The 14,163-nt window shown below is 60.9% G+C and carries 13 protein-coding genes and 1 riboswitch; of the genes, 8 read left to right on the plus strand and 5 right to left on the minus strand.

From position 1 onward, the window contains the following. Complete coding sequence (gene xseA, locus ACR0KJ_RS02035; protein ID WP_480625860.1) at nt 1-1,485, minus strand: exodeoxyribonuclease VII large subunit; 1,485 nt, start codon at nt 1,483-1,485, stop codon at nt 1-3. 76 nt (nt 1,486-1,561) lie between these two features. Here xseA and purD point away from each other — a divergent pair, with 76 nt between their 5' ends. After that, a complete protein-coding gene (gene purD, locus ACR0KJ_RS02040; protein ID WP_480625861.1) occupies nt 1,562-2,824 on the plus strand; it encodes a phosphoribosylamine--glycine ligase in 1,263 nt (420 codons plus the stop codon). A gap of 92 nt (nt 2,825-2,916) precedes the next feature. Here the strand turns inward: purD and ACR0KJ_RS02045 are convergent, their stop codons facing one another. Then, on the minus strand, nt 2,917-3,681 hold the full coding sequence (locus ACR0KJ_RS02045) for an FG-GAP repeat domain-containing protein (protein ID WP_480625862.1): 765 nt from the start codon (nt 3,679-3,681) through the stop codon (nt 2,917-2,919). Then, nucleotides 3,681-4,004, minus strand: coding sequence for a 2Fe-2S iron-sulfur cluster-binding protein (locus ACR0KJ_RS02050; protein WP_039534845.1), 324 nt, complete (start codon nt 4,002-4,004; stop codon nt 3,681-3,683). The genes ACR0KJ_RS02045 and ACR0KJ_RS02050 overlap by 1 nt, the downstream gene beginning before the upstream one ends. 127 nt (nt 4,005-4,131) lie before the next feature. Here ACR0KJ_RS02050 and ACR0KJ_RS02055 point away from each other — a divergent pair, with 127 nt between their 5' ends. Both ACR0KJ_RS02055 and ACR0KJ_RS02060 read left to right on the plus strand, forming a co-directional pair. Then, on the plus strand, nt 4,132-4,497 hold the full coding sequence (locus ACR0KJ_RS02055; RefSeq protein ID WP_170451479.1) for an OB-fold nucleic acid binding domain-containing protein: 366 nt from the start codon (nt 4,132-4,134) through the stop codon (nt 4,495-4,497). Between the two features lie 84 nt (nt 4,498-4,581). Next, complete coding sequence (locus tag ACR0KJ_RS02060; protein WP_480625863.1) at nt 4,582-5,610, plus strand: VOC family protein; 1,029 nt, start codon at nt 4,582-4,584, stop codon at nt 5,608-5,610. A 31-nt stretch (nt 5,611-5,641) separates the two neighbouring features. On the opposite strand, the gene ACR0KJ_RS02065 is transcribed toward ACR0KJ_RS02060, so the two are convergent. Both ACR0KJ_RS02065 and ACR0KJ_RS02070 read right to left on the minus strand, forming a co-directional pair. Further along, complete coding sequence (locus ACR0KJ_RS02065) at nt 5,642-6,331, minus strand: glutathione S-transferase N-terminal domain-containing protein (protein WP_480625864.1); 690 nt, start codon at nt 6,329-6,331, stop codon at nt 5,642-5,644. 23 nt (nt 6,332-6,354) lie between these two features. Next, nucleotides 6,355-7,290 carry a DUF726 domain-containing protein gene (locus tag ACR0KJ_RS02070; protein WP_480625865.1) on the minus strand — a complete coding sequence of 312 codons (936 nt, stop codon included), beginning with the start codon at nt 7,288-7,290 and terminating at the stop codon, nt 6,355-6,357. A gap of 133 nt (nt 7,291-7,423) precedes the next feature. Next, nucleotides 7,424-7,501, plus strand: a riboswitch (SAM riboswitch). Nucleotides 7,502-7,566: 65 nt separating this feature from the next. On the opposite strand from ACR0KJ_RS02070, the gene metZ reads away from it, so the two are divergent. The 5 genes from metZ to ACR0KJ_RS02095 all read left to right on the plus strand — a co-directional run bounded on the left by metZ (nt 7,567) and on the right by ACR0KJ_RS02095 (nt 14,133). Further along, nucleotides 7,567-8,757, plus strand: a complete 1,191-nt coding sequence (gene metZ / locus ACR0KJ_RS02075) for an O-succinylhomoserine sulfhydrylase (protein WP_480625866.1) — start codon at nt 7,567-7,569, stop codon at nt 8,755-8,757. Nucleotides 8,758-8,961: 204 nt separating this feature from the next. Next, nucleotides 8,962-10,062, plus strand: coding sequence for a GTP cyclohydrolase FolE2 (gene folE2, locus ACR0KJ_RS02080; RefSeq protein WP_170451469.1), 1,101 nt, complete (start codon nt 8,962-8,964; stop codon nt 10,060-10,062). A gap of 285 nt (nt 10,063-10,347) precedes the next feature. Then, nucleotides 10,348-11,055: a hypothetical protein gene (locus ACR0KJ_RS02085; RefSeq protein WP_170451467.1), complete on the plus strand. Its 708-nt coding sequence runs from the start codon at nt 10,348-10,350 to the stop codon at nt 11,053-11,055. 52 nt (nt 11,056-11,107) lie between these two features. Beyond that, nucleotides 11,108-12,556 carry a TrkH family potassium uptake protein gene (locus tag ACR0KJ_RS02090; RefSeq protein ID WP_170451465.1) on the plus strand — a complete coding sequence of 483 codons (1,449 nt, stop codon included), beginning with the start codon at nt 11,108-11,110 and terminating at the stop codon, nt 12,554-12,556. Then, the gene (locus tag ACR0KJ_RS02095; protein WP_480625867.1) at nt 12,556-14,133 is read left to right on the plus strand and encodes a 5-guanidino-2-oxopentanoate decarboxylase; all 1,578 of its coding nucleotides are present in this window, start codon (nt 12,556-12,558) and stop codon (nt 14,131-14,133) included. Before ACR0KJ_RS02090 ends, ACR0KJ_RS02095 begins: the two co-directional genes overlap by 1 nt. Nucleotides 14,134-14,163: the final 30 nt, after the last annotated feature.

Consider the following 14,163-nt stretch of genomic DNA (forward strand, 5'->3'; position numbering starts at 1 on the left):
TTAGAACAGCGAGCCCTGATCCGGGGCGTCCGCTTTGGCCTTTTTGGCAGGGGTTTTACCGGCCCCTCCGGTCGTCAGGCGACCATCTGCAAATTCGATTTCCAGAACCGGATGCTTGGCGGCCTGTGTTTTTGTCGTGACCACATCGCCTTCGGCGCGGACCACCGCATAGCCGCGCGCCAGAGTGGCCTTGTAGCTGAGCGTTTCTCGCAACCGATCCGTGGCGTCCAGTTGCTGCCGCAGGCGATCCAGCCGGGTGTTTTGGGCTGCGTTCAGACGCTCGGCCAGCCGGGCGGTGGCCTGCCGCTGTTGGTCGATCTCGCGCTGAATGGGGCGCAGGGACAGGCGAGAGGACAGGTTGCGCAGGCTTTCCTGCCGTGATGAGACGACACCGCGCAAGGTCGAAGGGCGCAGGTGGGCGGACATTTCGACCAGTTGCAGGCGGCGGTTCTGCACGCCTCGGTTCAAGGCCGGGGTCAGGCGTTCTGCAATCAGATCAAGGCGTTGTCTGGGGGTGTTCAACAAGCTGTCCGGGCGCGGCAAAGCGCGGGCAACATCGCGCAGACGCTGGGCGCGGCGCTGGACCGCGTCGCTGGCCGCGCGGGACAGGCGTGCGCCTTGCTCGTTGGTCCAGGCCAGAAGTTCCATCCGTACGGGCACGGCCAGTTCGGCAGCGGCTGTTGGCGTGGGCGCGCGGCGGTCCGAGACGAAATCGATCAGCGTTGTGTCCGTTTCGTGACCCACAGCCGAGATCAGCGGTATGTCCGAGGCTGCCGCCGCGCGCGCCACGTTTTCTTCGTTGAACCCCCAGAGATCTTCGATGGAGCCACCACCACGCGCGACGATGATCAGATCGGGACGGGGCAGCGCGCCTCCGGGTGTGAGCGCGTTGAAACCTTCGATGGCGCGCGTGACCTCGGGGGCGCAGTTGGCGCCTTGCACGGCGACCGGCCAGATCAGAACCTTGCGGGGGAAGCGATCCCGCAGGCGGTGCAGAATATCCCGGATCACCGCACCGGACGGTGATGTCACAACGCCGATGATTTGCGGCAGATAGGGCAACGGCTTTTTGCGTTCAGGGGCAAACAGCCCTTCGGCTTCCAGCTGCTTCTTGCGCTTTTCCAGCAACGCCATCAGCGCGCCTTGACCGGCGACTGCAACCTCATCCACGTTCATGTTATATTTCGACTGAGCACCAAAAGCGGTCAGGCGGCCGGTGACAACGACCTCCAACCCTTCTTCCGGCACTACCGACAGGCCCGAGATCTGGCCTTTCCATGTGGTACAGGCCAGCACGTTCCGGTCGTCCTTGATGTCATAATACAGGTGACCCGAGCGCGCCTTGAACACACGTCCGACCTCACCCCGCACACGGATTCGCCCGAACGACCCTTCGAGCGTGCGCTTCACCTCGCCGGATATCTCGGAAACCGAATATTCAGGGGTGTTTTGGCCAGGAATGGGGTCGTCTAGCAGGTCGGACATTTCAGCGCCTTGTGTCAAATGCCCGGCCAGCTTAGAACGCCGCGCAGGCGAGGCCAAGCAGATCGGAGACGACCCCATGAACATCCTTATTCTCGGCAGCGGCGGGCGCGAACACAGCCTGGCCTGGGCGGTGATGCAGAACCCCAAATGCGACCGTCTGATTGTTGCGCCGGGCAATGCCGGGATCGCTCAGATCGCTGAATGCGCGTCTTTGGACATCGAAAACGGCGGCGCGGTGGTCAACTTCGCCGAAGCCAACGCGATTGATTTCGTGATCGTCGGCCCCGAAGCGCCTTTGGCAGCTGGTGTGGCGGATCGGCTGCGTGAGGCAGGCGTTCTGGTCTTTGGCCCTTCGGCCGAGGCGGCGCGGCTGGAAGCTTCGAAAAGCTTTACCAAAGAGATTTGCGATGCCTCTGGCGCACCAACGGCGGCTTATGCGCGTTTTACCGAGGCGGAACCGGCCAAAGCCTATATCCGCGAGCAGGGCGCACCGATTGTTGTCAAGGCTGACGGTCTGGCGGCGGGCAAGGGCGTGATCGTGGCGATGGACGAACGCACCGCGCTGGAGGCCATCGAAGACATGTTCGGCGGTGCGTTCGGTGGCGCAGGTGCCGAAGTGGTCATTGAAGAGTTCATGGATGGTGAAGAAGCGTCATTGTTCGTGCTGTGTGACGGCGAGAACATTCTGTCAGTTGGAACGGCACAGGACCACAAGCGGGTTGGCGAAGGGGACACCGGGCTGAACACTGGCGGTATGGGGGCGTACTCTCCTGCACCGGTTCTCAGCGCCGAGGTCGAGGCCCGCGCTATGGATGAGATCATTCGTCCCACCATGGCCGAGATGAAACGCCGGGGCGCTCCGTTTCAGGGGGTGCTCTATGCCGGTCTGATGATCAAGGATGGGCAGCCGCGTCTTGTGGAGTATAACGTCCGGTTCGGCGATCCCGAGTGTCAGGTTCTGATGATGCGTCTGGGCGCGCAGGTGATGGACCTGATGCATGCAGCCGCCGAGGGGCGGTTGGATGAGACCCGCGTCAACTGGGCGGATGATCATGCGATGACCGTGGTCATGGCCGCGAAAGGCTATCCCGGGGCGTATGAGAAAGGGTCGGTTATCAAAGGCTTGGATGGTCTGCCTGAAGACAGCAGCAATATGGTATTCCATGCGGGCACCAAGGCGGTTGAGGGGCTGGTGCGGGCCTCGGGCGGACGGGTGCTGAACGTCACCGCGCGGGGTGAGACGCTGCAGGAGGCGCGGGATCGGGCCTATGCGATGGTGGATGGGGTTGACTGGCCCGATGGGTTTTTCCGCCGGGATATCGGGTGGCGGGCGCTGTGATCTGATTGCCGGGCTGCGCCCGTCTCAATTTTCTGGGCGAGGGGCCAGCCCCTCGCGCTCCCCGAGATATTTTTGGCCAGATGAAGAACGGATCAGCAGTCCAGGGCTTGGGCGAGGCTTTTGGGGCCGGCGAATGGGCCGATATCGGTTTGGGTCCAATCGTTTTGGTACGTGATACTGATGATCCGGGTCCAATCGGCGCTGGCAACGATGAGTTCCGGACCGTTGGCGCAGGTGCGCAGGCCGCCTGAGATGAAATCCTCACCGATCTTGTGGTTGGTCAGACCGGGGAGCGAGGCGATTTCGGTCAGGGCATCGTCTTGGTAGCGCCAGATGCGCAGGGTTTTGGCAAGGTGAGGGCGGTCGATATAGGCAATCTCGATATGGCCGTCGCCGTCCAGATCAGCCGCTGCGATGAGGGCGAGCCAGCGGAAGCGTGTACCGATATGCGGTGTCGCGGCAATCTTTTCCCCGCGTGCGTCATAGACCGCGAGCTGTGCCCCGGTGTTGGCCTGGCTTTCGACGACAATGGCTTCGGGTGAGCCGTCTTTGGTGACATCCACCAGCCGCGGCGCGAGGTCTTCGAAAACGCGGTCTTGCGGTAAACGTATCGTCAATATTGAAGGGCTGGCGCTTGCGTCAGCGGTCTGGATGGTGAGCTCCAGCGCGCCATATTCGATAGTGTCGCCCAGAACGCCATGCGGATAACGAGTGGTGGGTTCTGTGAATCGGGCAGAGGCTATGGTGTCGGCGGTTGCCATGGGTGCCCCCGCCAGCCACATGCATAAGGCCGTCAGCGCGCCGCGAGCCCATCCTTGCCACAGGCGGACGGGCAGGCGCGGCGCTTTGGGATGCATCAGATCTGCTTTTCCGGCATCTGCACGACCAGACCGTCCAGCGCATCGGTGACCTTGATCTGGCAGGTCAGGCGCGAGCGGGCCGGGTCGGGTTCATAGGCGAAGTCCAGCATATCCTCTTCCATGTCATCCTTGGCGGGGATTTTCTCGACCCAGTCGGGGTGGATATAGACATGGCAGGTAGAACAGGCACATGCGCCGCCGCAATCGGCCTCGATGCCGGGGATATTGTTGTCACGGGCCCCTTCCATGACGGTCAGTCCGTTGGCGACCTCGACTGTATGTTCGGTACCGCCATGCTCGACATAGGTGATCTTTGCCATTGCGTGCGTCTTCCTTTTGCGATGTTCGAATTCTTCCTTAGTGAAGGCATTTAGGTCTTTCCAGTACCATTTGCGACTCGTGACGCCGTGTCTGGACTTTCCGTGTATATGTTCTATTTTTGTTCTTATGCTTGTTCGCCCCGTGGTTTCAAAGCGGGACTGGCCGCGCCCGCCGTCCTGTTTGCCGTCAGATCAGTTGACCGCACCGCCCGAGGGCGCGCGCGTGGCCGTGGCCGGGTTGGTGATCCTGCGGCAGAGGCCGGGGACCGCCAAGGGGGTGATCTTCGTCACGCTCGAAGACGAGACGGGTATCGTGAACGTGGTGGTCTGGCGCAAGATTTACGAGCAGTTCCGCCGCGCGGTGATATCGGGTCGGTTGCTGCGGGTTACGGGGCGGATGCAGCGGGCGCATTCGGTGACCCATGTGATCGCGGAAGAGATCGAGGATATTTCAGACATGCTGGATGTGCTGGTGCGGGGCGAGGGGCAATAAAGCAATCTGCGTATAGTGCGACCTCTGGACAGCCCGAATTTCCGGTCATAGCTCGGGTAGGTACCGAAACGGGAAGAGGGCGCTATGGCACACGGGCATTTTCTATGGACCGACCTGTCCACCTACGACATGCAGGCGGCCAGAGCCGATTACAGCGACGTCTTCAACTGGTCTTTCGGCGGCGATGGCGCCTACGACTTTGCCAGCATCAGCGGGCAGCAGGTCGCGGCTATCTTCCCGATGCCTGAGCGGTTGGCGCAGATGAACATGCCGTCTTTCTGGATGTCCTATATCCATGTCGATGATCTGGATGCGAAGGTCGAACAGGCACGCCGGCACGAAGGGGTCATCATCGAAGTGGAACCCCAGCCGTTCAGCAATGAGGCGCGCATTTCTCTGGTCCGGGATCCATCAGGCGCGGGTTTCACAATGTATGAGGGGCCGGATATCACCTCTGCAACGTCGGGGCCCGGCGCAGTTGTGGCCCGATTTCACCATGTCCCGGACATTGCGCTGATCGAACCGTTTTACGCGGATCTCTTCAACTGGCGATTTGAGAAAAGCCTGGCAACCCCGTGGCCCCGATACGATATTCGCCACCCCGACGGCACGGTGGTCGCACAGGCCGAAGAGGTGCCCGAGGCCATCCGGGGAAAGTTTCGGTATTGGATGCCATGTTTCGGCGTGAGATCGGTGGCCGACACCGTTCAGCGCATCAAAGCGCGGGGCGGGTGCCATCACAATGACTTGCCGGACGAGCGTATATTGGTCTCGGACCGGCAGGGTGCTCATTTCATGCTCCAGCCCGCGTTTGGTGCCTCGGCTGCAGCCGACGATAGCCAGACCTCTGACGGGACGCGCAAGATCCACGGGTTGGCGTGGAAATCGCTGATCGCGGTGACATGCGTTTGGCTTGCCGTGTTTTTGGATTTGCAGGTTTTCTGGGGTGTCCTGTTTCTGATCTGGACCTGGCTTGCCCTCAGAACCGGGCGTGCTGATTTTGTCGAGCCGATCGACCGCGCAACACGGCCCGGGATGTTCTGTTTGATCACCGGGACGTGGATTGTTCTCAGCTTGTGGGTGATATTGGCTGCGGTCGCGGGCGTTATCTGATCCTTTGGTCAAGACGGAAGGTAAAATCGGCTCACCGCTTGAACAATACCCCCTGCGATTGCTTGTCGCGATGATCGCCGCGCAATTCGGCATGTAGCGCACGACCGGCCTGAACGCCGGGGCGGGCGCTGACCGTTTCAAGCCAGCGTGCAAAATGGGGTTTGTCGTCCAGCACTTGTTGCTGCCCTTCCCACAGGCTCGCCCAGCCCCAGATCGACATGTCCGCAATCGAGTAGAAATCGCCCGCGACAAACTCATTCTCGGCCAGTCGGCGGTCGAGCACGCCGTAAAGCCGGCCGACCTCGGTGCGATAGCGATCCTTGGCATAGGGCAGGTCCTGTGGCGGGTCCAGTTGCGGGGCGTATTTCAGGAAGTGGTGGGCTTGTCCGGCCATGGGGCCGACGCCACCCATTTGCCACATCAGCCATTCCTCGACCGCGATCCGGTCACGCTCGGTTTCGCCGTAAAATCGCCCGGTCTTGCGGGCCAGATACATCAGGATCGCGCCGCTTTCGAACACGGAAACGGGCGCGCCGCCGGGGCCGTCGGGATCGACAATCGCAGGCATGCGGTTGTTGGGTGCGATCTTCAGAAACGCGGGGTCGAACTGGTCGCCTTTGCCGATGTTGATCAGGTGAGTCGTATAGGGCAGCCCCATCTCTTCCAGCGCGATGGACACTTTCCAGCCATTCGGCGTGGGCCAGAAATACAGATCGATCATGATGTCTCCTCAGGTTGAGGAAATCATGAAGTTTTCTGCGCAAACGGCAAGAGGGCTTGCGGGCAGGGCACCGCAAAAAGCCGTGACCAGCGGCGGTTCGGCTGGTCGGGCACACCGCGCCGCAATGCGATCAGGCTCAGGCGCTCGGGGTCGCGCAGCAAAGCGTTGTAGGTGCGCAGAACGCCGGGTCGGGTATAGCTGGACCAGTGACAGATACGTCGCTGAGGTGCCGCGAGGGGGAAGGCCAGAGTGGACAAGTGATCCACGGTCGCAGAGCAGTCGATCTGTAGCGTGACGGCATTGGGTGCGCTCAGACCGGCCCCGATGCTGCGATCACCCGGTGCAGGCGGTTGGATCAGCGTTTCGTAGAGGAAGTCGAACAGGTCGTTTTCGCGGCTGGTGATGTTGATGAATTCCGCCCGACGACCTGCGGCAGTCTGCAAGGCTTCAACGGCGCGCGATTGGTAGACGGCCCCGGTCAGCGAGACAATTCGGTTCAGCACCCCCGGCTGAATGTGATGCAGCGCTTCCAGCGCCAGTTCTGTGCCCATGGAGTGCCCGATAAAGTGTATGGGACGATCGGGGTTCAGACTGCGCATCTGTTGAATGACATCGGCCAGAACGCGCCCGGCTTCGACCGCGCGTCGCCGCGCTGTCCACAGCGGGCCGCGCGCGTCCCAGCCGAAGGCGATGGCCAGCCCTTCATCCCGGAACCCTGCGCCAAAGCCCAGATGTTGCGGCCAGTTGGGGCTGTACCACGGCATTGCTTTGGGGCGCAGCGACAGCATGTGAAGGTGCGGGCAGGCGTTCGGGTCATCGGGCCGGTATTTGTAGCCATGGGTCATGATGATGACCGGGCCGCTGGTGTGACGCGTTTGGCGCAAGACCCCATTTATGGGTCGGGGGCTGCCGTGCAACCGGGCGTGTCCGCCGACAGCATTGATCCTGATTACTGGCATTGGCTCTGCCTCATACAAGATGTTGTGGTGCTGCTTTGTCATGACGCTATGACGCTTCGATGAATGAACAATTACAGAACCGTGACGTTGCCCCGGTCGGGGTTGACGAATTCGCGACTGCGGCGTAAGGGCAACAGCATCACGTGGCGATTTGTTACCGGATTGCGGGCCACGCTAAACAACACCGCTAAAAGGTCAGGATGAAAGGCCCCTTTCGCTTGACCGCGTCTGGGGTTTTTTTGATGCGCCTTGGGGATCGAGGCCGAAAGGAATGACATGAGCGAGAGCTGGAACAAACGCACCCAAGCCGTCCATGGCGGCATCCGTCGCAGTCAGTACAATGAAGTCAGCGAGGCGATCTTTCTGACCCAGGGCTTCGTTTATGACACCGCCGAACAGGCCGAGGGCCGGTTCCTGGAATGTGGCCCGGACGAGTTCATCTACGCGCGTTACGGCAACCCGACCGTCTCGATCTTTGAGCAGCGCATTGCGGCGCTGGAAGGGGCCGAGGACGCGTTTGCCACCGCATCGGGCATGGCGGCGGTCAATGGCGCGCTGACCTCGATGCTGAAGGCCGGTGATCATATCGTTTCGGCCAAAGCTCTGTTCGGATCCTGTTTGTACATCGTCGAAAACATCCTGACCCGCTTTGGCGTTGACGTGAGCTTTGTGGACGGCACCGATCTGGACCAGTGGAAGGCGGCAATCCGGCCCGAAACCAAGGCCGTGTTTTTCGAGTCCATGTCGAACCCGACGCTGGAAGTGATCGATATCGAGGCCGTGGCCCAACTGGCCCATGCGGTGGGTGCTCTGGTCGTGGTTGACAACGTGTTCTCGACCCCGGTGTTCTCGCGCGCGATCGAACAGGGCGCGGATGTCGTGATCTATTCGGCCACCAAACATATCGACGGGCAGGGGCGCGCGCTGGGCGGTGTCATTCTTGGCACGAAGGAATTCATTCGCGGCACGGTCGAGCCGTATATGAAGCACACCGGCGGTGCGCTGAGCCCGTTCAGCGCCTGGATCATGCTGAAAGGTCTGGAAACCATGGCGCTGCGGGTCAACGCTCAGGCCGCGTCCGCGCAGCAGATTGCCGAGGCGCTGGAAGGGCACCCGGCCTTGGAACGGACCCTGTATCCCGGTCTGAAGACGCACGCGCAGAATGATCTGGTGCAACGGCAGTTGGGCGGCAAGGGCGGCACCGTCCTGTCGCTGGACATCAAGGGCGGCAAGGATGCTGCGTTTGCGTTCCTGAACGCGATGACGATCCCCGTGATTTCGAACAATCTGGGTGACGCCAAGTCCATCGCGACCCATCCGGCCACAACCACGCATCAACGTCTGAGCGATGAACAGAAGGATGAGTTGGGCATCACACCCGGTCTGATCCGCCTTTCGGTTGGGCTTGAGGATGCAGGCGATCTTCTGGCCGATATTCAGAACGCGCTGAAAGCCTCGCAAGGTTAACAAGGCGCTGCCGGGGGCCTGTCAGCCCCCGGATTTACTCTGCTGAATGGTTGTCAGCTACATTCGCGGGCGGTTTTTGACTGAAAATGCCGCAAACGCGTCACTCATTTCGATCCGGACTGCTATTGCACGCGTAGTAGGTTTATCTGGCAAATAACTTGCCGTGGTATATATCAATGACGACCAATCGAGGAACCTCAGTCCATGAATGTTCACCCGCGCGACATTGACACCCCGGATCGTGATGAAGCTGCTGCTGCCCTGAAGGTGCTGCGGAAATGGGCCGAGACTGCGTCGTCGCTGGAAATCTCTCAGCTTGATCCGGCGGTTGCGCGTCTTTTGCCGGGGACGGGTGCGGTGAATTATCCGACCCTTGCGCGGGACTATCCCGATGGCTTTGCCGTGGACGCCGCCTATCGTGCATCGCTGCCCGATCTGCAAAACGGCCCGTCCAGTCTGATCCGTGGCGCAAAGCAACAGATTCAGCATGTGGGGATTTCCAATTTCCGACTGCCGATCCGGTTCCACCGCAAGGACGGTGATGTCCTGACGCTGGAAACCTCGATCACCGGCACGGTGAGCCTTGAGGCCGAGAAAAAGGGCATCAACATGTCCCGGATCATGCGGTCTTTCTACAAACATACCGAGCGGACGTTCAGTTTCGAAGTGATGGAATCGGCGCTGAGCGATTATCTGACCGATCTGGACAGCTTTGACGCGCGTATCCAGATGCGGTTCTCCTATCCGATCAAGGTGAAAAGCCTGCGGTCGGGGCTGGAAGGGTACCAGTATTACGACATTGCGCTGGAACTGGTGGAACAGAACGGCGTTCGCCAGAAGATCATGCATCTGGACTATGTCTATTCGTCCACGTGCCCCTGTTCGCTGGAGCTGAGTGAACATGCAAGGTCTCAGCGCGGGCAGCTTGCAACGCCACACTCGCAACGGTCGGTCGCCCGGATTTCGGTTGTCGTGGATCGTGACGCGGATTGCCTGTGGTTCGAAGACCTGATCGAACTGTGCCGCCGCGCGGTTCCGACCGAAACACAGGTCATGGTCAAACGCGAGGACGAGCAGGCGTTTGCCGAATTGAACGCCGCCAACCCGATTTTCGTCGAGGATGCCGCGCGTCTGTTCTGCGCCGAGCTGCTGGCAGATCACCACGTCGGCGATTTCCGCGTGATTGCCAGCCATCAGGAAAGCCTTCACAGCCACGATGCGGTATCGGTTCTGACCGAAGGGCCGACATTCGAATCGGCCAGCCTTGATCCCAGATTGTTTGCGACTCTGTTCCACGTGGGATGAACCGCGGCCGGTAAGCGGCTGAAAATTCATCGCATAGTGCGACTACCAGCGTTTTTTCGCCGCAATGCAGCAGAAATGCTGCAATTGCGCAGTCGTTTGAGGTATGGATGGTCCTGAATGCAGCTGCGGCACGCCTGCGTACTGTGTGCGTGCCGCCCCGGAGGGACACCGAGACGTGCCACGCCTTGGACTGCAATACCCAACCTGCCGCCCGAGCGATCGGAGCGGGGCGGGTCTTACACTCTCACAGACCTGGCTGCATCGCTACTACAGGAGAGACATGTAATGAATCCGATTACCCAACCGCTGGAACTTCAGGCAGCGGCGTTTCGCGTGGCAGGTTACGCCATGGTGAGCCAAATCAAGATCATGCAGATCATGGCGCGTTCGGCGTTGGAACTGCCCATGGCCCCGGTCCACGCGTTGCACAATACGGCATCCAAACCCGCTCCGGCAGAGGCCAAGCCCGTTGCGACCAAACCGGTTGCCAAGCGTGCAGCGGCGACCCCGGTCAAGAAACCTGCGGCGGCCAAGCCCAAATCGGCACCTGCGGCCAAGTTTACCGCGAAACCACGCGCTGTGGCCAAACCGGCTGTGAAGCCCGAAGCTGAGGCGAAAGCACCCGGCAAAGCCGCAGCGCCCGCGCCGAAACTTGCGGCACCTGTTGCAAAGACCACCGAGGCAAAGCCGGCACCCGCAAAGCAAGCTGCAGCGAAACCTACGCCGGAAAAAACGGTGGTGGTCAAAACTGCGCCCAAGACTCCGGCTGCCAAACCCGCCCCACGCAAAGCAGCGGTCGCAAAAACCGCGCCCAAGGCCAAAACTGCCCAAGCGCCGAAACCTGCGGCCAAGCCTGTTCAGGCGGCTCCGGCAAAAGCGCCCGAGACGGCAAAACCTGCCGCTTCCGAGGCGCCTAAGCCGCAGGCACGCCGCACCCGGGCGCCTTCAAAACCACCGGTGATGCCGCAACCTGTTGCAAAATCCGACGAGTAATCGCGGATCATCGGCTTGACACGGTCGGGCAGGCGCGCCAACGCTGCGCCTCATGATGGACATTCGCCCGGTCGGATATGTGATTGGCTTGCTGGTCGCCATTCTTGGGGCGACCATGCTGTTTCCTATGCTCGCGGACCTGATCGAAGGGCGCGGCGAATGGTATGTATTCCTGGAAAGCGCGATCATCACCATGCTGACCGGGTCGGTTCTGGCCATGAGCTGCTCGAACGGGGTGGGCGAGGGGCTGACCATCCGGCAGACCTTTGTGCTGACAACCGGCGTCTGGGTCGCGCTGCCGGTCTTTGGCGCGATCCCGTTTCTGTTCGGTGAAACGGAACTGCGCTTTGTCGACGCGTATTTCGAGGCGATGTCCGGCCTGACGACCACAGGCTCGACCGTAATATCCGGGCTGGATGATCTGCCACAGGGCCTTTTGTTGTGGCGCGGCATCCTGCAATGGTTGGGCGGCATCGGCATCATCGTTGTCGCCATGGTGTTCCTGCCCGAGCTGCGCGTGGGTGGGATGCAGATCTTCCGCTCGGAAGGGTTTGAAACCATGGGAAAAATCCTGCCGCGCGCGCAAGAGATTGCGGGCCAGATTTCCCTGATCTACGTGTTTCTGACACTGGCGTGCGGACTGGTGTACGCCAGCTTCGGGATGAGCTTCTTTGACGCCACAGTTCATTCCATGACCACCATCGCAACGGGTGGCTTTTCGAACTACGATTCCTCGTTCGCGACCTTCACCGGTCCGGCGGAATATGCGGCCTCGGTGTTCATGATCCTCGCCGCGCTGCCGTTTGTCCGCTATGTGCAATTGGCCAACGGCAAGACCAACTCACTTTGGCAGGACAGTCAGATCAAGGCATTTCTGGCGACGATCTTCGTTCTGGTCGTTGTCATGGCCGTCTTCCTGATGTCCGTCTTTCCGCACCACTGGGAGCGCGCCTTCCGCGAGTCGCTGTTCAACATCACCTCGATCATCTCGGGCACCGGCTATGCCAGCGTCAACTACATGACCTGGGGCAGTTTCCCGGTGATGCTGTTTTTCCTGATCGGCCTGATCGGCGGCTGCGCGGGCTCGACCGCCTGTTCGATCAAGGTGTTCCGGTACCAGTTGCTGTTTGCATCGATCAAAACTCAGATCCGGCGCATCCGGTCCCCGCATGGGGTGTTCATGCCGCTTTACGACGGACGCCCTGTCAGCCGCGATGTCCTGACTTCGGTCATGAGTTTCTTCATGTTCTTCGTGTTGTCCATGGGCGTCCTGTCCTGGGCGCTGGCCCTGACCGGTTTGGATTTCATAACATCGGTCTCGGGGGCGGCGACAGCACTGGCCAACGTGGGGCCGGGGCTGGGCGATCAGATCGGTCCGGCGGGTAATTTTGCCGGGCTGAACGACTCGGCGAAATGGCTGCTGACCATCGGCATGCTGGTCGGACGGCTTGAGTTGCTGGCCGTTTACGCAATCTTCACCGTTCAATTTTGGAGAAGCTGATGAAAAGAGCTCTTGGCGCGCAGATCTCGCATATGCTCAGGGATCGTGGCGTTGACGTGATCTTTGGTATTCCCGGAGTTCACAATCAGGAAATGTACCGCGGCATCGAAGAGGCCGGGATCAACCATGTTCTGGCCCGGCACGAGCAGGGGGCAGGCTTCATGGCCGACGGATATGCGCGCGCGACGGGCAAGCCGGGCGTGGCTTATGTGATCACCGGGCCGGGTCTGTGCAATACCATGACGCCTATGGGGCAGGCCTATAGCGACTCGGTGCCCATGCTGGTTCTGTCCTCTTGTCTGGACGAGACACACGCGCAGCGGGGGCAATTGCATCAGATGAAGGATCAGCAAGGGGCGGCGGGTACAGTCGCCGATTGGTCCGCACAGGCGAATACCGCGCAGGCCGCCTATGGCTTGATCGAACGCGCATTTGAAGAATTCGAACTGTCGCGGCCCCGCCCCAAGCACATTCAGGTGCCGATCGTACAGCTTGAGGCGGATGCCGATCCGGCCCCGTTTCCGAACCAACCCGCGCTGCGGACCAAGGCTTTGCCGCCGGATGTGGCGCCGGTAGTGTCCTTGCTGAACATCGCGAAACGCCCCTTGTTCATTCTGGGTGGCGGATGCCGGTCGAATGACTGGCGGCAGATTTTGACGCAGGTGGGTGCGGCTTGTTTCACCACCTATGCCGGACGTGGCATGGTTGGCGCGAACTATCCCCTGGACTTCGGCTCGATGTTGCCGCGCCCCGGCAGCGCCGAGGTGATCGCCTCGGCCGATTTGGTCATCGCAGTGGGGGCTGAACTGGGTGAGGTTGATCTTTGGCGGAAAGAGCTGGGGCACTCGGCCACTTTGATCCGCGTCGATCTGGACCCCGAGGTGCTGTCAGACCATCACCGCGCTGCAATCAAGATTCAGGCGGATAGCACAAGCTTTGCCCGCGCCCTTTGGGTCGCCACCGAAGACGCGAATCCGGCCACGGGCTGGACGCAGGAAGAGGTGGCCGAGGCGCGCGCCCGTTGGCGGGCCGAGGTTGATGCCGAACGTCCGGGCATCGTACCGATCCTTGACGCTCTGCGCGCCACGATGCCCGCCGACACGATGATCTATTCCGATATGACCCAGTTTGCCTATGTCGCGAAAGAGGTCTGGGATATGGCCTATCCCCATCACTGGCACCACCCAACCGGCTTTGGCACCTTGGGCTATGGCCTGCCAGCGGGGATTGGCGGGGCTGTGGCGCGGCGAGGCAAACCAACCGCTGTGATCGCCGGGGATTACGGGTTTCACTATACGATGCAGGAACTGGGCGTCGCGGTCGAACTGGGCCTGTCGCTGCCGATCATCCTGTGGGACAACGGCAAGTTGAAAGAGATTGAGGACAGCATGGTCCGCAGTCAGATCGCGCCGAATGGGGTCGTGGCGCGCAATCCCGATTTCTGCAAACTGGCCGAGGCGTTTGGGGCACGGTCCGCCGCGCCCGGCACTCTGGCTGCACTGCAGGAGGCGGTGAAGGCCGCGTTCGATGCGCCGGTTCCAACGCTGATCCACGTCACGCCGGAGATCCTGAAATAAGAAAACGCCGCAGAAATCTGCGGCGTTTCT

The organism is Ruegeria sp. AD6, from assembly GCF_056542325.1.

Coding starts and splice junctions, on each gene's coding strand:
- xseA (WP_480625860.1), bottom strand. CDS start 1,485: ATGTCCGACCTGCTAGACGACCCCATTCCTGGCCAAAACACCCCTGAA.
- purD (WP_480625861.1), top strand. CDS start 1,562: ATGAACATCCTTATTCTCGGCAGCGGCGGGCGCGAACACAGCCTGGCC.
- ACR0KJ_RS02045 (WP_480625862.1), bottom strand. CDS start 3,681: ATGCATCCCAAAGCGCCGCGCCTGCCCGTCCGCCTGTGGCAAGGATGG.
- ACR0KJ_RS02050 (WP_039534845.1), bottom strand. CDS start 4,004: ATGGCAAAGATCACCTATGTCGAGCATGGCGGTACCGAACATACAGTC.
- ACR0KJ_RS02055 (WP_170451479.1), top strand. CDS start 4,132: ATGCTTGTTCGCCCCGTGGTTTCAAAGCGGGACTGGCCGCGCCCGCCG.
- ACR0KJ_RS02060 (WP_480625863.1), top strand. CDS start 4,582: ATGGCACACGGGCATTTTCTATGGACCGACCTGTCCACCTACGACATG.
- ACR0KJ_RS02065 (WP_480625864.1), bottom strand. CDS start 6,331: ATGATCGATCTGTATTTCTGGCCCACGCCGAATGGCTGGAAAGTGTCC.
- ACR0KJ_RS02070 (WP_480625865.1), bottom strand. CDS start 7,290: ATGCCAGTAATCAGGATCAATGCTGTCGGCGGACACGCCCGGTTGCAC.
- metZ (WP_480625866.1), top strand. CDS start 7,567: ATGAGCGAGAGCTGGAACAAACGCACCCAAGCCGTCCATGGCGGCATC.
- folE2 (WP_170451469.1), top strand. CDS start 8,962: ATGAATGTTCACCCGCGCGACATTGACACCCCGGATCGTGATGAAGCT.
- ACR0KJ_RS02085 (WP_170451467.1), top strand. CDS start 10,348: ATGAATCCGATTACCCAACCGCTGGAACTTCAGGCAGCGGCGTTTCGC.
- ACR0KJ_RS02090 (WP_170451465.1), top strand. CDS start 11,108: ATGATGGACATTCGCCCGGTCGGATATGTGATTGGCTTGCTGGTCGCC.
- ACR0KJ_RS02095 (WP_480625867.1), top strand. CDS start 12,556: ATGAAAAGAGCTCTTGGCGCGCAGATCTCGCATATGCTCAGGGATCGT.